At 71.4% G+C, this 20,505-nt stretch carries 24 protein-coding genes; 8 read left to right on the top strand and 16 right to left on the bottom strand.

Features of this window, described 5'->3' with window-relative positions:
* Window positions 1-61: 61 nt before the first annotated feature.
* Complete coding sequence (locus ACZ6PY_RS20135; protein ID WP_466074267.1) at window positions 62-325, bottom strand: hypothetical protein; 264 nt, start codon at window positions 323-325, stop codon at window positions 62-64.
* 111 nt (window positions 326-436) lie between these two features.
* On the bottom strand, window positions 437-748 hold the full coding sequence (locus ACZ6PY_RS20130; RefSeq protein WP_466074265.1) for a hypothetical protein: 312 nt from the start codon (window positions 746-748) through the stop codon (window positions 437-439).
* 427 nt (window positions 749-1,175) lie between these two features.
* Between ACZ6PY_RS20130 and ACZ6PY_RS20125 the strand changes: the two genes are divergently transcribed.
* Complete coding sequence (locus tag ACZ6PY_RS20125) at window positions 1,176-1,484, top strand: TraR/DksA family transcriptional regulator (RefSeq protein WP_262285748.1); 309 nt, start codon at window positions 1,176-1,178, stop codon at window positions 1,482-1,484.
* 99 nt (window positions 1,485-1,583) lie between these two features.
* Window positions 1,584-2,114: a GNAT family N-acetyltransferase gene (locus ACZ6PY_RS20120; protein ID WP_466074263.1), complete on the top strand. Its 531-nt coding sequence runs from the start codon at window positions 1,584-1,586 to the stop codon at window positions 2,112-2,114.
* 27 nt (window positions 2,115-2,141) lie between these two features.
* On the opposite strand, the gene ACZ6PY_RS20115 is transcribed toward ACZ6PY_RS20120, so the two are convergent.
* The 4 genes from ACZ6PY_RS20115 to ACZ6PY_RS20100 all read right to left on the bottom strand — a co-directional run bounded on the left by ACZ6PY_RS20115 (window position 2,142) and on the right by ACZ6PY_RS20100 (window position 4,287).
* A complete protein-coding gene (locus ACZ6PY_RS20115) occupies window positions 2,142-2,438 on the bottom strand; it encodes a YciI family protein (protein ID WP_466074261.1) in 297 nt (98 codons plus the stop codon).
* A gap of 45 nt (window positions 2,439-2,483) precedes the next feature.
* Window positions 2,484-2,819: a mycothiol transferase gene (locus ACZ6PY_RS20110; RefSeq protein WP_466074259.1), complete on the bottom strand. Its 336-nt coding sequence runs from the start codon at window positions 2,817-2,819 to the stop codon at window positions 2,484-2,486.
* A 36-nt stretch (window positions 2,820-2,855) separates the two neighbouring features.
* The gene (locus ACZ6PY_RS20105; protein ID WP_466074257.1) at window positions 2,856-3,185 is read right to left on the bottom strand and encodes a DUF4326 domain-containing protein; all 330 of its coding nucleotides are present in this window, start codon (window positions 3,183-3,185) and stop codon (window positions 2,856-2,858) included.
* Between the two features lie 61 nt (window positions 3,186-3,246).
* Entirely contained in the window at window positions 3,247-4,287 is a 1,041-nt protein-coding gene (locus ACZ6PY_RS20100) for a LacI family DNA-binding transcriptional regulator (RefSeq protein ID WP_466074255.1), read from the bottom strand.
* Window positions 4,288-4,532: 245 nt separating this feature from the next.
* Between ACZ6PY_RS20100 and ACZ6PY_RS20095 the strand changes: the two genes are divergently transcribed.
* On the top strand, window positions 4,533-5,483 hold the full coding sequence (locus ACZ6PY_RS20095) for a LamG-like jellyroll fold domain-containing protein (RefSeq protein ID WP_466074253.1): 951 nt from the start codon (window positions 4,533-4,535) through the stop codon (window positions 5,481-5,483).
* Between the two features lie 37 nt (window positions 5,484-5,520).
* The gene (locus tag ACZ6PY_RS20090) at window positions 5,521-7,623 is read left to right on the top strand and encodes a PQQ-dependent sugar dehydrogenase (RefSeq protein ID WP_466074251.1); all 2,103 of its coding nucleotides are present in this window, start codon (window positions 5,521-5,523) and stop codon (window positions 7,621-7,623) included.
* A gap of 114 nt (window positions 7,624-7,737) precedes the next feature.
* Here ACZ6PY_RS20090 and ACZ6PY_RS20085 read toward each other — a convergent pair whose 3' ends face one another.
* The 3 genes from ACZ6PY_RS20085 to ACZ6PY_RS20075 all read right to left on the bottom strand — a co-directional run bounded on the left by ACZ6PY_RS20085 (window position 7,738) and on the right by ACZ6PY_RS20075 (window position 9,930).
* On the bottom strand, window positions 7,738-8,676 hold the full coding sequence (locus ACZ6PY_RS20085) for a cyclase family protein (protein WP_466074249.1): 939 nt from the start codon (window positions 8,674-8,676) through the stop codon (window positions 7,738-7,740).
* Window positions 8,677-9,288: 612 nt separating this feature from the next.
* Complete coding sequence (locus ACZ6PY_RS20080; RefSeq protein ID WP_212836447.1) at window positions 9,289-9,492, bottom strand: cold-shock protein; 204 nt, start codon at window positions 9,490-9,492, stop codon at window positions 9,289-9,291.
* A gap of 213 nt (window positions 9,493-9,705) precedes the next feature.
* Complete coding sequence (locus ACZ6PY_RS20075; protein ID WP_466074247.1) at window positions 9,706-9,930, bottom strand: hypothetical protein; 225 nt, start codon at window positions 9,928-9,930, stop codon at window positions 9,706-9,708.
* A 301-nt stretch (window positions 9,931-10,231) separates the two neighbouring features.
* Here ACZ6PY_RS20075 and ACZ6PY_RS20070 point away from each other — a divergent pair, with 301 nt between their 5' ends.
* The 4 genes from ACZ6PY_RS20070 (at window position 10,232) to ACZ6PY_RS20055 (ending at window position 13,224) form a co-directional block, all read left to right on the top strand.
* Window positions 10,232-10,726 (top strand): hypothetical protein, encoded by a 495-nt coding sequence (locus ACZ6PY_RS20070; RefSeq protein WP_466074245.1) that lies wholly within the window; start codon window positions 10,232-10,234, stop codon window positions 10,724-10,726.
* 18 nt (window positions 10,727-10,744) lie between these two features.
* Window positions 10,745-11,296 carry a YciI family protein gene (locus tag ACZ6PY_RS20065; RefSeq protein ID WP_466074244.1) on the top strand — a complete coding sequence of 184 codons (552 nt, stop codon included), beginning with the start codon at window positions 10,745-10,747 and terminating at the stop codon, window positions 11,294-11,296.
* A gap of 165 nt (window positions 11,297-11,461) precedes the next feature.
* Window positions 11,462-12,421, top strand: coding sequence for a WD40 repeat domain-containing protein (locus tag ACZ6PY_RS20060; RefSeq protein WP_466074242.1), 960 nt, complete (start codon window positions 11,462-11,464; stop codon window positions 12,419-12,421).
* 14 nt (window positions 12,422-12,435) lie between these two features.
* Window positions 12,436-13,224 carry a hypothetical protein gene (locus ACZ6PY_RS20055; protein WP_466074241.1) on the top strand — a complete coding sequence of 263 codons (789 nt, stop codon included), beginning with the start codon at window positions 12,436-12,438 and terminating at the stop codon, window positions 13,222-13,224.
* 58 nt (window positions 13,225-13,282) lie between these two features.
* Here ACZ6PY_RS20055 and ACZ6PY_RS20050 read toward each other — a convergent pair whose 3' ends face one another.
* From ACZ6PY_RS20050 to ACZ6PY_RS20020, 7 genes are read right to left on the bottom strand one after another with little or no spacing between them, the layout of a single operon-like run.
* Entirely contained in the window at window positions 13,283-14,377 is a 1,095-nt protein-coding gene (locus tag ACZ6PY_RS20050) for a glycerate kinase (RefSeq protein ID WP_466074240.1), read from the bottom strand.
* Window positions 14,377-15,219, bottom strand: a complete 843-nt coding sequence (locus ACZ6PY_RS20045; RefSeq protein WP_466074238.1) for a sugar phosphate isomerase/epimerase family protein — start codon at window positions 15,217-15,219, stop codon at window positions 14,377-14,379. Before ACZ6PY_RS20045 ends, ACZ6PY_RS20050 begins: the two co-directional genes overlap by 1 nt.
* Window positions 15,216-16,379 (bottom strand): dihydrodipicolinate synthase family protein, encoded by a 1,164-nt coding sequence (locus tag ACZ6PY_RS20040; RefSeq protein ID WP_466074237.1) that lies wholly within the window; start codon window positions 16,377-16,379, stop codon window positions 15,216-15,218. Before ACZ6PY_RS20040 ends, ACZ6PY_RS20045 begins: the two co-directional genes overlap by 4 nt.
* Window positions 16,376-17,527 (bottom strand): Gfo/Idh/MocA family protein, encoded by a 1,152-nt coding sequence (locus ACZ6PY_RS20035; protein WP_466074235.1) that lies wholly within the window; start codon window positions 17,525-17,527, stop codon window positions 16,376-16,378. The genes ACZ6PY_RS20040 and ACZ6PY_RS20035 overlap by 4 nt, the downstream gene beginning before the upstream one ends.
* 19 nt (window positions 17,528-17,546) lie before the next feature.
* A complete protein-coding gene (locus ACZ6PY_RS20030; RefSeq protein WP_466074233.1) occupies window positions 17,547-18,368 on the bottom strand; it encodes an ABC transporter ATP-binding protein in 822 nt (273 codons plus the stop codon).
* Window positions 18,369-18,373: 5 nt separating this feature from the next.
* On the bottom strand, window positions 18,374-19,390 hold the full coding sequence (locus ACZ6PY_RS20025) for an ABC transporter substrate-binding protein (protein WP_466074231.1): 1,017 nt from the start codon (window positions 19,388-19,390) through the stop codon (window positions 18,374-18,376).
* Between the two features lie 16 nt (window positions 19,391-19,406).
* Window positions 19,407-20,285 (bottom strand): ABC transporter permease, encoded by an 879-nt coding sequence (locus tag ACZ6PY_RS20020; RefSeq protein ID WP_466074229.1) that lies wholly within the window; start codon window positions 20,283-20,285, stop codon window positions 19,407-19,409.
* Window positions 20,286-20,505: the final 220 nt, after the last annotated feature.

Raw genomic sequence — 20,505 nt, 5'->3', positions numbered from 1 at the left:
CCGCTGGTTGACGACATCTGAGGGTGCCTTCTGCCGCCTGTGTGCCCGCACTGCCGGCGGCTCAGTCGCCGTCGTCGCCTCTGCCCCCTGCCCGCCTCTCGCGCCACAACTCGTGTCCCCGCATCAGCCATCCAACCCAGAACACCGTGAACAAGATCAGGAAGCACGCGAACAGCACGATGGCGAGCACTGCCGCGATCGGCTGGAAACGCCCTCCGTCACCGTTCCATCCGCTCGCCGCAAACGCTCCGAGGCCGGCACATATGATCATGGCGAGGACAAGGCCCGGCCGGTCAACCGGGTGGGGTTCACGGGGCAGGCGCATCTCGGCTCCTTGATCAGCGAGACGTCCATCCACGTTCGCCTCGGATGGCCAGCATCGTTGCAGCAGCGAGCCAGAGATCAAAGACCCAGAATCCCGCGTGCGACCCTGAACCTACGGACCAGGAGTCAGCGGCCGCCCGTTCTTGGCCAGCTCCCACCGGTCGCCGTAACCACCTGCTCCCCGGGTGATCCGGTCCCCGTTCGCCCCCAGGTATGCGGCGGTCAGCGCCGCCGCGGCGATCCCGCCCCCGGTCAGGTCCACGGCGGCCAGCCGCTCCGGGTCGACGTCGCCCGGCACACCGGCCGGGAACGCCCGCCGCCACAGGGCCTCCCGGGCCGCCGCGCCGTCCGGCGCGACGAGACGTACCCGCAGCACGTCCAGCTCGGCGACCAGCGCCAGCCGGTTCGCCTCGTTCCACGGCACGGCGGGCGGTCCGCCCGGGCGGTCGCGGCGGTGGCGGTCACGGCACGGTCAGGGCGGGCGCGCCGTAAACCTCTCCGAGCAGCTCGGGCAGGCTGTCCACCCCGTCGACCTGCACCCGGACCAGCCAGTCGCCGGTGGGCAAAGTCGTTGGCGAACCGTCCGGGCTCGCCTATGGTGGGCGGATGTACCCGGTCGGGCTGTCCGCGACCGCCGTCACCACGGCGGCGTTCGCTGCTGCCCGCCGCCGGCGTCCCGAGGCCGTGCCCGCCCGTCCGGCGGGCAGCCGTTCCGTCGCGCCCATCCACGGCCTCCCGAGCCCGATCCCCACCGACCGTGGCCCACCCGGATCTCCTTCATCCGCGTACGGCCACCCAGGGCGAAGCCATCCGGCTTCGGCCTTTTTTCTTTTTCCTGGAAGGGGATCCAGATGGGCACCGACCTGCACGACGACCGGCTCACCCGGCTGCGGGCCACGCTGACCGACGACTTCGCGGCGCAGACGGCCCGGTTGACCGAACTCACCGCGGACACCGGCGACCCCGGCGAGGCGCACACCCGCGCCGCGTTGATCGCGGCCACCCGGCAGAGCCTGGGGCAGATCGGCGACGCGCTGCGCCGGATGGCCGACGGCGGCTACGGCCGGTGCGAGCGGTGCGCCACGCCGATCCCGGTGGAGCGCCTGGAGGTGGTGCCGCACGCCCGCTTCTGCGTGCCCTGCCAGCAGAAGCAGCGCTGACCGGACGGGCGCCGGGCCGTCACCGCACGGCCCGGCGCCCGTGCCGCGCCGGGCTGCGTACGCTGGCCCGGTGACCCGTCGTGACCGTGGAGACCGCCGATGACCAGCCCCCGCGCCGCCCGTCCCGCCCGTCCCGCCGACGTGGCCGCCCTCGTCGACCTGGTCGAGTCGGCCTACCGCGGGGAGCGGAGCCGGGCCGGCTGGACCACGGAGGCCGACCTGCTCGCGGGGCAGCGGACCGACCCGGGCATGGTGGCCGAGGCGGTGTCGAGTCCGGCCGGCACGGTCCTGGTGGTGGAGGAGGGCACGGAGATCGTGGCCTGCTGCCACCTGGAGCGCCGCGACGACCACGTCTACTTCGGCATGTTCGCGGTGGCCCCGGGGCGGCAGGGCGGCGGGCTGGGCCGGGACCTGCTGGCCGAGGCCGAGCGGCACGCGCGGGAGCGGTGGCACAGCGGCGAGATGCGGATGACCGTGATCACGCAGCGGGAGGACCTGATCGCCTGGTACGAGCGGCGCGGCTACGTCCGCACCGGCGAGCTGAGCCCGTTCCCGTACGGCGACGAGCGGTTCGGCGTGCCGCTGCGACCGGATCTCGCGTTTGAGACCCTGCGCAAGAAGCTCGGCTGAGCCACGCGGCGCGGCACAGGACGCCTGTTAGGCGCGCCGTCCGTCGAGCCGGATCGTCCACGGCTGCACGCTGTCAACCTGTAGATGCGTCTCGCTCCACGGATCGCGGGCGAGGGCAGCGCGGACGAGGTCTTCAGACCCGGCGTCGACGACGAGCACCACCCTGTGCTCGTCTGCCAGCGGCCCGCCCAGCACGATGAAGCCCGCATTCAGCAACTCGTCCATGAACGCCGAGTGCGCGGGCCAGTCGGACTGCTCTTCCATGGGCCGTGACGGGTCCCACCGCGGGCCGGATCGCCGAAGCAGGACGAGGAACATGGCCACGCCACGGACAGTACTGCACGGGGCAGCTCGCAGGGCCGCGCGGAATCAGCCGCCCCCGCTCGGGACCCTCAGCCGTCCTTCGCTCCGTCGATCGCCGCGGAACAGCGTCCGGAACCAGGTGCGCTCCACCTTGGCCCCGTGCCAGAGCAGACCGAGGAGCGAAGGGTTCGTGAAGGCCAATGGCGCCCGCGCCAGTTGTTCGGCATCGAGGCCGGCGCACTTGCGCAGCAGCGTGGCGCGATGCCAGTCGAGAAGATTCCGAAGGTGGTCGGCCTCCGCGACTGCGCCGTTGAGCTCGACGACGCCAGCCAGCGCGAAGCCGACCAGCACGATGCCCCCCGCTGACCACACCGTCAGCTTCCGCTGGTCGCGGACGAGCACCGCCGCGGCTGCGGTCGGGAACGGGAGTCTCCCGGGTCAGGCCCGGGGCGCCGACTCGGGCGGCGCGTCGGCGAGTTCGGCGATCACCTCGGCGTGACAGCGCTCCGGCACGCACCAGCAGCCCAACCGCCGCCCGCGCAGGTCGGGCAGCAGGGCGAGCAGGTCGGGCCGGCCGAGCAGGTACGCCCGGTACTTCTCGATCACCTCGTCCCGCGTGCCGTCCGGGCCGGGCCGGTACGGGCTGGACAGCGGCGACTGCGCCAGCCGCCAGCCGCCGCGGGACATGGCCCGCCCGACGTAGACCACGTCGGCGTACGCCGGGTCGTCGCGATGGCCCTTCAGGTTGACGACAGTGGTTGCCCGCATGGCACCGCTCCTCCGCACGCTCGCGCCCGTGGCGTCAGTGTCGCAGCACCGGCCGGTCCGGTCAGCCGTTGGTAGCCGGTGCCGGGCCGGTGGAGTCGCGGACGATGAGCGTGTGCCCGGTGGACCGTCGTCGGGGCCGGGTCGACCTAGGCTTCAGCGCGAGCGTCAGCGCCATCCGCCCCATCTCGGTCATCGGCAGCCGGACCGTGGTGAGGTTGGGCGCCAGGTCGGCCGCGACGGACACGTCGTCGAATCCGACCACCGACACGCGTTCGGGCACCGGGATGCGCCGCGACCGCAGCACGGACAGCACGCCGATGGCCATCGCGTCGTTGAGCGCGATGATCGCCGTGGTGTCCGGGTGGTAGTGCAGGATCCGCTCGGTGGCCACCCGGCCGCCGTCGCGGGTGAAGTCGGAGTGGACGACGGCGAGGTCGTCGGGGGAGTGCCCGTGGGCGGCGAGCGCCGCGGTCACCCCGGCGAGCCGGTCGGCCACGGTGGTCAGGCCCGGAGTGCCGGCGGCCACGGCGATCCGCCGGTGGCCGAGGCCCAGCAGGTGGGCGCCGATGTCGCGGCCGCCGGCCTCGTTGTCCGGCACCACCGCGTCGACGCCCAGGGCGTGCCGCCCGATGACGGCGACCCGCCCGCCGGCGCGCTGGAAGCCGGCGAGTTCGGCACGCGCCTCGGCCTCCACGCGCGGGTCGTCGTAGCCGGAGCCGGCGATGAGGATGATCCCGACCTGTTGGGCGATGAGGTGCCGCAACTGGCGCAGCTCGTTCTCCGGGTCGCGTCCGGAGTGGGCGATCTGGACCAGCAGGCCCTCCTCGGCGGCGACCTGCAGGACGCCGCTGGCGATCTCGGAGAAGTACGGGTCGTCGATCTGGTGGACGATCAGGCCGACGGTGGTGCTGGCGCCACCGGCGAGGGTGCGGGCGTAGGGATTGGCGACGTACCCGAGTTCCAGGGAGACCTGGCGGACGTGCCGGGCCACCTCCTCGCTGACGCCCTCCCGGCCGGCGAGGGCACGGGAGGCGGTCGCCAGCGAGACGCCGGCGCGCTCCGCCACGTCGACGAGACGCAACCGTGGTCCGGGTCGGGGCATGGACAACTCCTGGCAGACATTGATCCGCACCGCGCTCTTGCGTGTGGCGTAGGGCACAGCATAGGGTACGAAAGCGCTTACGTAAGCGCTTTCGTAAGCGCGGCACCGCTGGGCCGTCCGGCCGGCCTCGCGGCGGACCGTCCAGTCCCGACAGACCCCGACTCCAATCCGGGCGCCGATCCACGCCCGGTGCGTAAGCGCTTTCGTCACCGCCACCACCGCACCGACGAAGGGAGCACCTCCCCATGAGAAGACCTCGACGCGCCGCCGTCGCCGCCACCGCCCTGCTGGCGCTGGCCCTGACCGCGGCGGCGAGCCCGGCCCAGGCCGACCGGCCCGGACCGCACGACGTCCACCCCGCCCTCTGGTCGCACCTGGTCGCCTTCTACGACTTCGACCACCCGGTGGTCGGCGACACCGCGCTCGAGCGGGACCTCGGCCGGTCCGGCACCGAGATCGAGCTGGTCAACGGCGGCGCGGCCATGCGGGTGCCCGACCGGGCGTACAAGGGCAGCGGCGACGCGCTGCAGACCCGGCAGGTCAACCCGCAGGCCGCCGGCAACGACGACTGGAAGGCGGGCACCTGGTCCTCCAGCGGCGTCCGGACGCTGCGCGCGTTCAGCGGCGCCGAGGGCACCACGGTGATGGGCTGGTTCAAGCGGGAGATGGACGGCCCTGCGCTCAACTCGACCACCGCCAACCCGACCGACCGCTTCAACGCCATCGGCCTGGCCGGCGTCCTGACCGGCGACTCCGACGGGCACGGCGTGCGCGCCCTGCTGGAACTCATCGATGTCAACGGCGAACTGCGCCTGGTCGCCCTCGGCCGCCGCGTCGACGGCGGCGCCTCGCAGACCTTCGCCGCGAACGAGGACTGGCGGACCCTGCTGCCGAAGGGGGAGTGGGTGCACCTGGCCGCCACGTACGACTTCACCAGCGGCACCATGGCGCTCTACCGCAACGGTGAGCCGGTCGACGGCTTCTACACCACCGCCGGGGACCCGTGGCAGCTCAACGGGCCCGGCCCGCACGTCACCAGCGCCACCGACCCGCGCGGCATCAAGATCGGCGGAAGCTTCCCGCAGAACAACCTGGAACGCAACCCGTGCGACTGCCGCATGGACGGCCTCATGTTCCTCGACAGCGTGATCCCGGCGGGCGACATCGCCAAGCAGTACCGCTACATGGCCCGCTGACCGTTCCTCGGATCGTCCCACCGAGAAGGAGAACCGCGTGTTCATTCGCGCTGGCAGCACCGGCAGGCTCCGCAGAGCCGCAGTCACCGCCGGGGTCACTGCCGCCACCCTCGTCCTGTCCACCCTGGTCGCCGGTCCCGCCCGGGCCGACGGCGCCGTCTACGACCCGATCCCCGAGTCGCAGATCCAGTCGCACCTGGGGCTGGTGCTCCAGGAGTACGCCAGCTTCCCGCAGTCGACGCCGAACCCGGCACCGGTCGACGCGCGGCTCGTGCGCAAGGCCCGCATCAACACGATCAGCGAGCTTCCCGACGGCTCCGGCCGCCGGGCCGTGCCGGACCTCAACGGCAACCTCTACCTCGTGGAGAACGGCACGCCGCACGTCTACCTCGACGTGGCGGCCACCTTCGCGCCGCAGTTCTTCTCCGGCCGCGGCCTCGGCCAGGGCTTCGGGTACGTCGCCTTCCACCCGGAGTTCGGGCGCAACGGTCGCTTCTACACCATCCACACCGAGCAGGCCTCGCTGGCCACCCGGACCCCGGACTACGCCCAGCCGAACACCATCTACCAGGCCGTGATCACGGAGTGGACGGCCGGCGACCCGGCCGCGGACACGTTCGCCGGCACCCACCGGGAAGTGCTGCGCATCGGCTTCGGCGGCCAGATCCACGGCGTCCAGGAGATCAACTTCAACCCGACCGCGAAGCCGGGCGACCCCGACTACGGGATGCTCTACCTCGCCGTCGGCGACGGAGGCCAGGGCTACCGCAACGGCGACCCGCAGAACATGGCGATGCCGCACGGCAAGCTGCTGCGCATCGACCCGCGCGGCGCCAACGCCCCCAACGGCCGGTACGGGATCCCGGCCGACAACCCGTTCGTCGGGCGGGACGGCGCGCTCGGTGAGATCTACGCGGTCGGCTTCCGCGACCCGCACCGGTTCAGCTGGGACCGGGCCACCGGCCGGATGTACCTGGGCCACATCGGCGAGCACGCCATCGAGTCGATCTACGAGGTCCGGGCCGGGGACAACTTCGGCTGGAGCGAGCGCGAGGGCAACTGGGTCTTCGACAAGACCGCGACCAACCCGTGCGACAAGCTCTACCCGCTGCCCGCCGACGACGCGAAGTACGGCTACACCTACCCGGTGGCCGCGTACGACCACGACCCGGCGGCGAACTGGAACTGCACCTCCGACGTCGGCGTCGCCGTGGCCGGCGGGTTCGTCTACCGCGGCAGGTCGGTGCCGGCGCTGAAGGGCAAGTACGTCTTCGGCGACCTGGTCGACGGCCGGGTGCTCTACACCGAGGCGAACGAGATGCGCCGCGGTGCCGGGCTCGCCCCGATCCACCGGCTCGCGCTGTACACCACCGCCGGGGACCTGGTACGCATGCAGGACCTGTCCAGCCCGGGTGCGCCCGGCGACCCGAACCGGGTGGACCTGCGCTTCGGCACCGACGCCGCCGGTGAGCTCTACATCCTGGCCAAGGCCAACGGGAAGATCTGGAAGGTCGTGGACACCAAGACCGTGGCGGAGGGCAAGGTGGGCCGGACCAAGGTCGTGCACACCGGGGGCGCGCAGAACTGGGCGCCGGTGACCCCGTCGAAGTGGCGGTTCGAGGGCGACCAGGTCATCCTCGCCGAGGCCGGTGTGAGCCGCCCCGGCCCGCGCCGCCCGTTCGAGTACGCCATCCTCAACAAGGGCCCGGCCTGGTCCTCGGTCCAGATCGACGCCCGGGTGCGCCTCGACGAGCCCGTGGAGGTCACCAACCGGGACGTGATCATCGTCTTCGGCTGGCAGTCGGACACGCAGTACTACTACGCGCACCTGTCCACCGACAACACGATCTACCCGCACAACGGCATCTTCAAGGTCAACAACGCCGACCGGGAGCGGATCGATCACCAGTGGAACGGGCGCTCGCGGGGCGCCAACCCGGCGATCACCGACGCCGACTGGCACAAGGTGCGGGTCGTGCACCTGCCCGCCACCGGTGAGATCGCCGTCTACGTCGACGGGCACAAGGACCCGCTGATGACCGCGAAGGACACCACCTTCAGCTCCGGTCGCGTCGGCTTCGGCTCGTTCGACAACATCGGCCGCACCCGTCAGTTCACCGTGACGGGCTCCCCGGCCTGATTGGAGCAGCGGAGGGGACGGCGGCTGGTGCCGCCGTCCCCTCCGGCGCATCGGTGGCTCGGCGCCGAGACGGCCGGCGTGATCGCGGTGGCGGGCCGGAGCCGTCCGCCGCGGTCAGAATGTGGCGATCGGGTTGACCGGGCTGCCGGACGTGCCGGCGAAGCGGACCGGCGCGACGGTGAGCTGGAAGTCCCACTGGCCGAGCTCGGCAGCGGTCGTCGCGCACACCTCCAGGTCGCAGTTGTCGAGCAGCCACAGACCCATCGCGACGAGGCTCACGGCGTGGACCGGCATCAACACGTCGTCGTACCCCGACGGCTGAACGTCCTGGGGGGTGTCGGCGCCGATCAGCGCGACCTCCCGTTCATGCAGCCACGGCAGGCAGGACGCGTGCCAGCCGGCCTGCGTGAAACCGATGGCCTCACCGGTCTCGTGCCGGAAGCGGCCGTAGCCGGTGCGCAGCAGCACCGCGTCGCCGGGCCGCACCCGCACACCCTGGCGACGTTCGGCCTCCTCGATATCGTCGGGAAGCACACCCTGCCCGGGTTCCAACCACGGCACGTCGCGGACCCTGGCGACGTCCAGCAGGACGCCGCGCGTGACGATCCCGTTCGCCGCCGCCGTGACGGCGGCCCAGGCCGATCCCGTCGCGGTGTCGACCGACGAGTGCGGCCGCCCGTTGTACATCGTGCCGTCCCAGAAGATGTGGCACGGCGAGTCGATGTGGGTGATGGTGTTGCCGTGGAAGGTGATGCCGAGCCGCTCGGCCGAGAAGCCCCAGCGCCGGTCGGCGTGGAACGCGGGCACCGGCATGTTCTCGGCGCCCGGCATGTCGGCGGCGCACGGGCACGTCGTCGTCGACCGCTCCATGTCCTGCGGTGCGGCAACCTCCCACGCGCACGACACGCTCCTGCCGTGGCGCACCGCCCGCGCCGCCGCCAGCCGGACGTTGTCGGTGATGTGGTTCAGAGTCCCGAGCTCGTCGTCGTCGCCCCACCGTCCCCAGTTCGACAGCGTGCGGAAGTACCCGAGCACCTCGTCCTGTGTGGGCATCGGCCGTCCTGCCGCCATCCCGAGCATCGACTCCTCCGGTCACGCGGTTCGAGGCGCCGCGGGTAGGGCGTACCGCCCTCTCCTGGCCTGCCAAGGCCCGCTGAACTGGCAAGACACTACATCAGCGGGCCAGCAGTCGGCCGGTCAGAAGGTCGCGTTGCGGTAGGAGCTCGCACCGCCTGGAGGGCCTACTTACGTCGCCCGGTGTGGCGTCGTACTGGCTGCGACGGTGAACGGGTGGCGCAATCGATGCATCGCCACCTCGTCGCAGTCGGATGTCCGAGGCGCGGGCTTGTCTTCCACCGCGGTGGAAGGTGACAGGAACGGTGCCGTGGAACCGTAGGCCGGAGCGGGGGCCGGGCCGCGGGAACGCGGAACGCCGGCCACCGGGTGCCGGTCGCGGCTGAACCCGCCGGGGACCGTCGCCGGGGCGTCTGGTGTGCGCGGTAACGTGGTGATCACGGTCATGCTATGCCTTCCTCGAACGGCACGTCGCAGAGAAGGCACGGGCCGCAGGCCACGGGACATCGCCAAACGAACCTGAATGACGGTGGATGGATGCCGAACGGCGGCCTGCTGAACCAGTCAGGCCGCCGTTCGGCAGAGCGTGGATCAGAGCGGGCGGATGTCCGACGCCTGCGGGCCCTTCGGGCCCTGGGTGATGTCGAACTCCACCCGCTGGTTCTCCTCAAGACTGCGGAAGCCGCTCGCGGAGATCGCCGAGAAATGGGCGAAGACGTCGGCGCCGCCGCCGTCCTGGCTGATGAAGCCGAAGCCCTTGTCGCCGTTGAACCACTTCACGGTACCTGTAGCCATGTCTGCTCCTTCGCAGGCTGTTGAAGACCGCATTGTGCGGACTCGCGCTGCCGCGTTGATCAGCCGCGCCGGAAACGACACGAAACGAAAAAAGCGCCTGGATGGGGTTTTGGTTAACCCATCAGGCGCCGAAACGTCTACGGAAATCAAAACTGCAACCGGGCAACCGTAACACAGAATCGGTCGATCCACGCCACTTGTGCGCGCGGCGCGTCACAGCACGGCACCGCGAGGGGCAACTTCGATCGCCGCGACGCCTCGGCCGTAGAGCACGACGAGCCGATCACCGTGTCTGGTCCGCAGCACTCCCGACTCCTGCGCCAGCGTCGAGATCACGTGTTCCACGAGTTCGTCCTCGTCGGAGACGCCCGGTTCGTCGTACGTGAGGTCCATGCGATCGCCGCCGATGAGCCGGACGCGTAGCACCGTAGTTGCCATGCCGTAGAAGCTAGTCGAGTGGAGATGCCAGGTGCAGTGGCGTGCTGTCACGAGTTCCCCGGTCGACTCGCGCGGCCCGACGCACCGCGCGAGAGACAGTCGCGCTCGTCGCTGGTGAGCTGGCAGCGGCACCGTCGCGTGTGGTGCGCGTAGAGTGGGCCGTGGATCAGTTCGTCAACATTCGTTGGCGGGCCAGCGCCTACCGGGCGTGCTGCCCAGGTCTCGGCAGTGTCCCCAGGACGACGTCGAGGTGTGAGGGCCGAGCGTTGGCAGATCATCCGATCGCCGCGGACACGTCAGTGTGCTGACGGACGACGTGTCCGTCGAACACGACGACCAGCGACGCCACGACGCACACGACCAGAACCAGAGGCGCGGCTGGCGTCCGGTGGCCCGGCACGACGGGGCCGTTGCGGCCCGGCTGCGGCAGGTGAGCGCCAATCCGGCTGGCCTGACCGAGCAGCACCGACACCCCCAGGAGAAGGACATGACTTTCGTGTTAGCCCCGCCCACGGTCTCTCCGTCACCACTGCGTGAGCCCACCAAGACCCTTCGCGAAAAAGGGGCGGACAGCTTTCACGCCGCGCTCGCCGCGGTCCTGACCGCCGGGCTGGAGAAGGCTCTTGACGAGGGCGACCACCCGAGAGCGATCAGCTTCATCAACCGCGGCTTCGCCGAAGGAAGTCCCCAGCTGGGCTGCGACCTCCTCTGCCGGGCAATTGCGGTCGTCGGCACAGCCCGGACGTGGACCGTGCAGCTCGCGCCCCTGCGTCACCAGCTCCCGGGATTGACGTAGACGGACAAAGATGTGTGCATGGCGTTCCTCTGCTACCACCGCGACCGACCCGACTCGATGGCGCTGCGCAGAGAGTTGTTGGAGGACCACTGGTCATACATGGACCGGTACGCGGCGCAGATGATCGCCCGCGGCCCGACCTTCGCCGCCGATGGCACGACCCCCACCGGCAGCCTGCACATCCTCGACCTGCCCGACCCCGCCGCCGCCCGGGCCTTCGCGTTCGAGGAGCCCAACTACCAGGCCGGTGTCTACCGGGACGTGCTGCTGCGCCGGTGGCGCAATCTGCTCGGGCGCACCATGTGGGACTTCCCCGGAGGCCGGACCGGCGGCAACCGCTACCTGGTGCTCGGTCTCGGCGCAGGGGAGGCGGCCGATCTCAGCCTTCCGCACGACCTGCGCGACCTGATCGCGTACGGCCCGCTGCTCTCCGACGACGGGGTCCGGTGGCTGGGCACGGCCGCGTTGGTCGTGGCGTCGGATCGGGACGAGGCGCACGCCGTTCTGACCTCGGACCGGTACGCCGAGATCGAGGTGCAAGACTGGGCGTTCGGCGGGCGGCCGGCCTGAGCTGAACCGAGCGACCGCCACCCCTGCGGCCGGCTCGCGCTCGCTGATCGGATCGAGGCACCAGGCGGCATTCTTGGACAGCGATCGAGCTGCGCCGCCGCTGACCTTGACGAGGTTTCATAGAGTACTGCGAGGATGTGCGGCGGTGTCAGGGGGAGGGCGTCGGTGCGACTGGTTGCGGGCGTCGCGATGCTGGCCTGTCTGGCGGCATGCCAATCGAATCCCCAGCAGACGACCTCCGACGGGTCCGACGCGATCGTCACCACCCAGGCGTCACCGACGTCGATCACGATGCCGGCCGAGGCCTTCGACCTGTCGTGGCGCCAGCTTGATCATTATCTCAGCCGGGATGGACGATTCGAGGCCAAGCACCTCAACGAATGGATGGTGGTCACCCGGGACGGCGAAGAGTTCGGCCGCTTCGGCACCGCCGCGGAGCGTATCCTCGGCGCCGACTTCTCGCCGGACGGGCATTACCTCGCCGTGGCGCATCCCGATACGGTGATCATCTATGACCTGACGACGAAGCGGCCGAAGGCTCTGTTCACCCCGCCCGTGGAGAGCATTCGCTTCTCCACCGACAGCGCCTACCTGGTCGGCCGGGAGGACTACCAGAAGGTCCGCAACGGACGCCTCGTGGTGATCGACGTGGCGACGGGCAAATGGATCACCTCACCGGTGCCGCCGAAGATTGAGGTGTCCAACGACCCGGGTTCCTACTGGTACTCGGGATCGCTCGCCGTGTTCGATCACGGGAAGCAGGTTGTGGCGGCGGGCAGCGACGGATTCCTCCATTGGGCGGTGCAGAGCCAGAAGCTCACCTGGGTGCCGTGCGGCTGCGGGGCCGACACGGGCGCGGTGGACCGGGCCGGAAGCCTGGTGGCCCTGGTGATTCCGGACAACAAGCTGTCGCTGTGGGATGTGGCGGGTCGGCGCGAGCAGCGGGTCTGGACGCTGCCTGAGCGTCCGCCGTTGAACGGTGACCATCACGTGCGGTATTTCGGTGTGGAGCCGCACTTCACGGAGGACGGGAAATGGCTGCTTCTCGACGGAGGCGAGGGCGGGCAGGTCTGGTCGATACCCGACGGCGTCCGCGTGAAGATCCTGCCGCGCGGCAAGAACTGAGCCCTCGGCGGCGGATGCTGCAGTCCATCACCAAGGGATGGTGGTTCGTGGTCGGCGGCACCGTCCTGGCGGTCATCGGCGCCGCTGCGGGCATCTACGTCCCCAAGAAGCTCGACCCGCAGGACGAGCGGGCGATCGCGATCAACGTGGAGAGCAACCCCGCGACCGTGCCGGCCTGGGGAAACGACGTGTTCTCGTTCGTCATGCCCACCGATGCACGTCCCGCCACACACCCGCCGATCGACTGCCCCTCGATTGTGGACTGGGCGCATCGCAACGGCGGGGTCGATCAGGGGGCCACCAGGGTGCGGCTGGTGACGCAGGGCCTGTCCGACAAGGGTGTGCTCATCCAGGGGATGCGAGCACGCATCATCAGGCGTTCGACGAATCCTCAGCCGGGCGGCACCTCGCTGACCTGTGGCGGCGGCCAGGGCACCGTCACGCCGCGGCAGGTTGCCATGGATCTGGACGAGGCGGTTCCGTCGGCCGACTACGCCACCAAGGTGGACGGTCGGCTGCCGCTCTTCGGGTTCACCCTCGCAAAGGGAGAGACCGAGGTCTTCGAGCTGAACGCCACCACCAGGGGCACGGTCGAGTGGGTCATCGACCTCGACCTCGTCGTAGGCGGCGAGTCGCAGAACGTCGAGGTCACCAACCACGGCCAGCCCTTCCGGACAACCGGCTTCATCAGTCCGCACGGCTATCGGGTCATGGCCGGGACGGACCACTGGGTGGAATGCGCGGGAACTCCACCGACCTGCGGCACCGCGACGGTGTCGCCGGCTGAATTTCGCTACTCCTGACGGTTCCGTGCAGTCACCGGCGAGCACCGCGACGCGCAGATGCGGCGAGGAGCATGTGCTACCCGCGGGTCAGCCGCCGGGACAGCGCCTCGCCGGCCTCGACCAGCCATGTCGTCGGGCCCTTCAGGGCCGCGTCGAGCGAGCCGGCGAGTTCCACCAGGGACACCGCCGCCGTCACCGACCCCGGAACCGGGCCGGCGACCTGCCCGGCGGCCACCGCGACGGGTACGCCGGCGGACGCGGCCGCATCGAGCAGCGAGCCGACCACCTTGCCGGTCAGCGAGGTCTCGTCGAACCGCCCCTCGCCGGTGAGCACCACGTCCGCGCCGGCGAGCGCGTCGGGCAGCCCGACCAGGTCGGCGATGGTCGTCGCGCCCGGCACGATGGTGGCCCCCCACAGGGCGGCCAGGCCGTACGCGGTGCCGCCCGCAGCGCCTGCCCCCCGCTCGTCGGGGTCGCCGCCGGCCAGTCCGGCGAACCGGCGCAGCGCGGCGTCGAGCAGCGTCACGTCCACCGGCTGCGCGCCCTTCTGCGGCCCGAAGACGGCGGCGGCGCCGGCCGGGCCGGTCAGCGGCGCGGTGACGTCGACCAGCAGCCGCACGCCGCCGGGCGGCGCGGGCACCAGATCGGAGGTGTCGATGCGGGCAAGCTGGGCCAGCGCCGCGCCGCCGAGCGGCAGGTCCGTGCCCCGGTCGTCGTGCAGCCGCAGCCCGAGGGCACGCAGTGCGCCGGTGCCGCCGTCGGTGGACGCGGAGCCGCCGAGGCCGATCACGAGCCGGGTCGCCCCGGCGTCGAGGGCGGCCCGGGCCACGGCGCCGAGCCCGAAGGTGTGCGCGCCGAGCGGGTCCGGGGAGGCCATCAGTGGCAGCCCGCTGGACCGGGCCAGTTCCAGCACGGCGGTCCGGTCCGGCAGCAGCAGCCAGTCGGCGCTGACCGGCCGGCCGTCGGGTCCGGGCACGGTCACGGAGCGCCGCCGCGCGTCGGGCCGGGCGGCGGCGAAGGCGTCGAGCGTGCCTTCGCCGCCGTCGGCCAGGGGGAGCAGCCGTACGTCGTCGCCGGGCCGGTGGGCCAGCCAGCCGCGGGCCAGGGCGCGGGCCGCCTCGTCGGCGGTGGCGGAGCCCTTGAACGAGTCGGGCGCGACGACGACCCGCATCAGTCGGCGAGGACGAGCTGGAGGTAGCGGTCCTTCATGGTGGCGAGGACCTCGTCCGGGTCGGTCGCCCACACCTCGGCGTTGAAGATCTCCACCTCGGTGTCGCCGGTGTAGCCGGCCGCCTCGACGGCCCGCCGGATCGGCGGGAAGTCGATGTGCCCGTCGCCCATCATGCCCCGGCCGAGCAGCACATCGGCCGGGAGCGGAGTGAGGAAGTCGCAGACCTGGAAGCTCGCGATGCGGTCACCGGCGCGGGCGATCTGCCGCCAGACGTCCGGGTCCCACCAGATGTGGAAGGTGTCCACCACCACCCCCACCTGCGCGACCGGGAACGGTTCGGCCAGGTCGATCGCCTGCCCCAGGGTGGACAGCACCGCGCGGTCCGCGCAGTACATGGGGTGCAACGGCTCCAGCGCCAGGCGCACGCCCCGCTCACCCGCGTACGGGGCCAGCTCGGCGAGGGCGTCGGCCACCCGCCGCCGGGCGCCGATCAGGTCGCGGGAGCCGGGTGGCAGGCCGCCGACGACCATGACCAGGCAGTCCGTGCCCAGCCCGGCGGCCTCGTCGATGGCGCGCCGGTTGTCCTCCAGCGCGGCCCGGCCGGCCTCGCCGCCGGCGGTGAGGAACCCGCCCCGGCACAGCGAGGACACCCGCAGGCCCGCGTCGGCGACGAGCTTCGCGGCGGCGGCCACCCCGATCTCGGCCACCGGCTCCCGCCACAGCCCGATCGCCGGGATGCCGGCGCGGACGCAGCCCTCGACGGCCTCCCGCACCGACCAGGACTCGGTGGTGCGCTGGTTCAGCGACAGCTTCGCCAGCCGCGGGTCAACCGGGGCGCTCATGCCGACACCCCGGCAACGGACAGGTACCGGCGCATCCGCGCGACGGCCAGGTCCGGGTCCAGCAGCAGCCCGGCGGCGTCGGCCAGCCGGAACACGTCCACCAGGTGCGGCACGCTGCGCCCGCTCTGCAGGCCGCCCACCATCGTGAAGCCGGGCTGGAAGCCGTTGAGCCAGGACAGGAAGGCGATGCCGGTCTTGTAGTACTGCGTCGGCGGGGCGAAGACCTGCCGGGACAGCGGCACCGTCGGGTCCAGGATCTCCCGGAAGCCCGCCGTGTCACCGGCGTCGAGGCGTTGCAGCGCCGCCGACGCGGCCGGTGCGATGGCCGCGAACGCGCCGAGCAGCGCGTGGCTGGACCGGCGGCCGTCACCGGCGATCAGCTCCGGATAGTGGTAGTCGTCGCCGGTGTAGACCTTCACCGTGGGCGGCAGCAGCTCGCGCAGCCGCACCTCGCGGGCGGCGTCGAGCAGCGAGACCTTCACGCCGTCGATCCGGTCGGCGTGCGCCTGCACGAGCGCCACGAACGTCTTGGTCGCCTCGTCGAGGTCGGCCGACCCCCAGTAGCCGGCGAGGGCCGGGTCGAACATGTCGCCGAGCCAGTGCAGCACCACCGGCGTGGACGTCTCCCGCAGCACCTGCTCGTAGACGCGCAGGTAGTCGTCGGGCCCGGTGGCCAGCGCGGCGAGCTGCCGGCTGGCCATCACCACGGGGGTCGCGCCGCACTCCTGCACGAAGGCGACCTGCTCGGCGTACGCGCCGACGACCTCGTCGAGGGTGTCCGGCAGGCCGGTGAGCTGGTCGGTGGCCGCCCCGGCGACGATGCGCCCGCCGCAGGCGGCGGCCTCGGCGGCGCTGCGCCGGATCAGCTCCCGGGTCGCCGCCCAGTCCAGCCCCATGCCGCGCTGGGCGGTGTCCATGGCCTCGGCGACGCCGAGACCCCAGGACCAGAGGTTGCGCCGGACGGCCAGGGTGGCGTCCCAGTCCAGCCGGGCGGGCCGGCCGGGCGCGTTGTCCGCGTGCGGGTCGGCGACCACGTGCGCCGCGGCGTACGCGATCCGGCTGGCCGGCGGGGTGGCCGGCCGCTGCCAGCCGGCCGGCTCGCGCAGGGTCAGCTCCTCGGCGCCCCCGTCGGGGCGGGGGAGGGTGATGCGGACGGTCACAGCCGGATCTCCTCGATCTCGACCCGCCGTCCCTCCCGGGCCGAGAGCAGCCCGGCCTCGGCGAGCTGGACGCCGCGGGCGCCGGCCAGGAAGTCCCACGGGAACGGCTCGCCGTCGACGACGTGCCGCAGGAACGCCTCCCACTGCACCTTGAACCCGTTGTCGAAGTCGTCGTTGTCGGGGACGGTCTGCCACTGGGCCCGGAAGGGCTCGGTGACCGGCAGGTCCGGGTTCCACACCGGCATGGGGGTGGCGCCGCGGTGCTGGATGCGGCACTCGCGCAGCCCGGCCACGGCGCTGCCGTGCGTGCCGTCGACCTGGAACTCGACCAGCTCGTCCCGGTAGACCCGGACCGCCCAGGAGGAGTTGATCTGCGCGGTGATGCCGCCGGCCAGCTCGAAGATGCCGTACGCGGCGTCGTCGGCGGTGGCCCGGTAGGTCTGGCCGGTCTCGTCGACCCGCTCGGGGATGTGCGTGGCGATGTGGGCGGTCACCGCGGTGACCGGGGCGAAGATCTGCTCCAGCACGTAGTGCCAGTGCGGGAACATGTCCACGGTGATGCCACCGCCGTCCTCGGCGCGGTAGTTCCAGCTCGGCCGCTGGGCGTCCTGCCAGTCACCCTCGAACACCCAGTAGCCGAACTCGCCGCGCACGGACAGGATCCGCCCGAAGAAGCCGCTGTCGACCAGCCGCTTGAGCTTGCGCAGGCCGGGGAGGAACAGTTTGTCCTGCACGACGCCGTTCTTGACGCCCCTGGCGGCGGCGAGCCGGGCCAGTTCCAGCGAGCCGGTCAGCCCCTCGGCGAGCGGCTTCTCGGTGTAGATGTGCTTCCCGGCCTCAATGGCCGCCCGGATGGCCTTCTCCCGCTGCGCGGTCACCTGCGCGTCGAAGTAGATCTGGTGGGAGTCGTCGGCGAGCGCGGCGTCCAGGTCGGTCGTGTACGACGTCAGCCCGTGCCGGGCGGCGATCTCGGCGAGCTTGGCCTCGTTGCGGCCGACCAGGGTCAGCTCGGGCCAGATGCGGCTGCCGTCGCGGGCGGGCAGGCCGCCCTGCTCGCGGATGGCGAGCAGGGACCGGACCAGGTGCTGCCGGTACCCCATCCGGCCGGTCACCCCGTTGAGGATGATCCCGATAGACGTGCGCTCCACGTGTGTGTCCTTCCAGTGGTTATTCGGCGGTCGTCGTCGCACCCAGGAGGTCCCGGATGCGTCCCGTGGCGCGGGCGAACTCCGGCGCCGACATGGTCTGGCCGTAGTCCCGCTCGACGGGGAGGTCGACATCGATGACCTCGGCGACGGTGCCGGGTCGAGGGGTCATGACGATCACCCGGTTGGCCAGGTAGACCGCCTCGGCGATGGAGTGGGTGACCAGCAGGACGGTGGTCCCGGTCTCCCGCCAGATCCGCCGCAGTTCGACGTTCATCTGCTCCCGGGTGAGGGCGTCGAGCGCCCCGAACGGCTCGTCCATGAGCAGCACCGGGGGGCGGTGCAGCAGCGCGCGGCACAGGGCCACGCGCTGCTGCATGCCACCGGAGAGCTCGTTCGGGTACGCGTCCTCGAAGCCGGTCAGCCCGGTCATCGCGATCAGCTCGTCGACGCGCTGGCGGGCCTGCGCCTTGGGCATGCCGCGCATCTCGGCCTGAAGCAGGACGTTGCGCCGGGCCGTGCGCCACTCCAGCAGCGCGGCGCGCTGGAAGACGTACCCGATGTCGCGCCGCGGCCCCCGCACGTCCTCGCCGTGCAGGCGGACCCGGCCCGACGACGGCCGCAGCAGGCCGGACACCAGCTTGAGCAGCGTGGACTTGCCGCAGCCGGAGGCGCCGACGATGGCGACGAACTCGCCCGGCGCGATCCGCAGCGAGACGTCGCGCAGCGCCGTGACGTCCTTCTTCTTGGTGTGGAACCGGACGGCGACCTCGTCGATCTCGACCGTGGCGCCGGTCGCCGTGGCGTCCGCGGAGCGCTGCGTGGTGGTGTTGCCGACCGTCATCGGTCTCATCCCTTCGGAGCGAAGCTCGCGTCCCAGTAGGCCGACGGGGACTCCGCCTTGGTGATCACGCCGGCGTCGGCGAAGACGGTGATGGTCTTCTGCCAGTCGGCCTCGTCGTTGACGCCGGGGGCCTGGCCCTTGGTGGCGTCGGTGTGCAGCAGCTGCAGCGTGGCGTTGAACTGGTCGGTCAGCACCTTCTCCGACGGCAGCTGCTGGGAGGCGCCGGCCATGGCCGCGACCGCGCCGGCCGCGTCCTTCTCGGCGGCGGACCACGCCTCGCTGCTGGCCGCGACCATCCGCTTGACCAGGTCCTGCTTGTTCTTGATGGTGTCGGCCGAGGCGATCAGGCCGTTGCTGTAGAAGCTCAGGCCGTGTTCGGCGAACTTCAGGTAGGAGACCTGCTTGCCGGCCTTCTCCTGCATGGTCGGGCCCTGGTCGGTGGCGAAGCCGAGCAGCGCGTCGGTCTTGCCCGACATGACGGCGGCCATCTTGCCGGCCGGGTCGGTGTTCTGCAGGGTCACGTCGCCGGCGGCGAGACCGTTGGCCTTGAGGAACGCCGGGAAGGTCTTGCTCAGCGCGTCGCCGGCCGTGGAGGCGATGGTCTTGCCCTTGAGGTCGGCGGGGGAGGCGATGTTCTTGTCGCTGAAGAACTGCACCGACGACGGGGTGGTCTGCAGGAAGACGCCGACGCTCTTGACGTCCATCCCCTGGCCGACGGCCGACAGCAGCGCCGGGGTGTCGGCCCAGCCGAAGTCGGTCTGCCCGGCGGCGGTGGCCTGCACGGTCTTCTGCGAGCCCTGCCCGGCCTGGATGGTCAGGTCGATGCCGTGCTTGGCGTAGATGCCCTGCTTCTTGCCCAGGTAGAAGGGCGCGTGCTCACCGTACGGGTACCAGTTGAGGGTCAGGGTGACCTTGTCGAGGCCCTGCGCGTTCTTCTCCTGCTTGTCCGAGGACGAGCCGCAGGCGGTGGTGGCCAGAAGGAGTGCCGGCAGGAGCGCGGCGGCGAAAGTACGCAACTTCATCCGAGGGTTCTCCTGTTCACAGGGTGGTGGTGGCGGCGTCGGTGCGGCGGCTGGCGTGCCAGGGCAGCACGAGGTACTCCAGCAGTTCCACGACGACGAAGAGGATCACGCCGAGCAGGGACATGATGATCAGCCCGGCGAAGAGGGTCGGGGTGTCGAGGTTGCCGTTGGCCTGCAGAATCACGTAGCCGAGGCCCTCGTTGGCGCCGACGAACTCACCGACGACGGCGCCCGTGACGGCCATGGTGGCGGCGACCTTCAGGCCGGAGAACAGGTGCGGCAGGGCGGCCGGGAACCGGATCTTCCGGAACGTCTGGACCTGGCCGGCGCCCATGGTCGCCGACAGTTGCAGCATCTCCGGGTCGATTGACTTCATGCCGGTGACCGTGGAGATGACGATCGGGAAGAAGGCCATGAGGACCGCGACGACGACCTTGGGCGAGAGCCCGAAGCCGAGCCACACGATGAACAGCGGCGCGATCGCGATCTTCGGGATGACCTGGGCGAACAGCAGCAGCGGGTAGAGGCTCTTCTCGACGGTGGGGGAGTAGACCATGACCACGGCGGAGAGCACGCCGACCACGATGGCGATGGCGAAGCCCAGCACCGTCTCGTACGTGGTGATCCAGGTGTGGTGCGCGAAGTAGCCCGGCTGGGCGAGGACGACGTCCAGCGTCGTGCCGGGTGAGGGAACCAGATATGGCTTCACCAGGTCCGCGGCGGTGACCACCCACCAGACGAGGAGGATGGCCACGAGGACCGCGGCCGGGCGCCAGGTGTTCCGGGCGAACCGGAGCAGGCCGGCGCCGGCCCCGCCCGGTCGGCGGGCGGCCGACGTGGTGGCGCCGGCGGGAGCGGTGCGCTCCCGTTGCTCGATGGTGCTCTGCGCGGCCATGACCCTCCGTTCTCCCTGGCTGGCCGGCGGTTTCCGGGTACTCAGCCGCTGGGTAGGCGCGTGCCGTCGGCAGGGCCGGACGACCCCGGTGAGGGCGGGGAAGCGGCCCTGAATGCGCTTTCAGTAAGCGCTTTCAGGGTGCTACGGTAACCACGCCGAAATAATCCGGTCAAGAACTTCCGCAGGGGGAACTCGATGCAGCCACGGGCGCACGTGACCT

The organism is Micromonospora sp. NPDC048907 (genome assembly GCF_055586885.1).
This window is presented reverse-complemented; position numbering and strand designations above follow the sequence as displayed.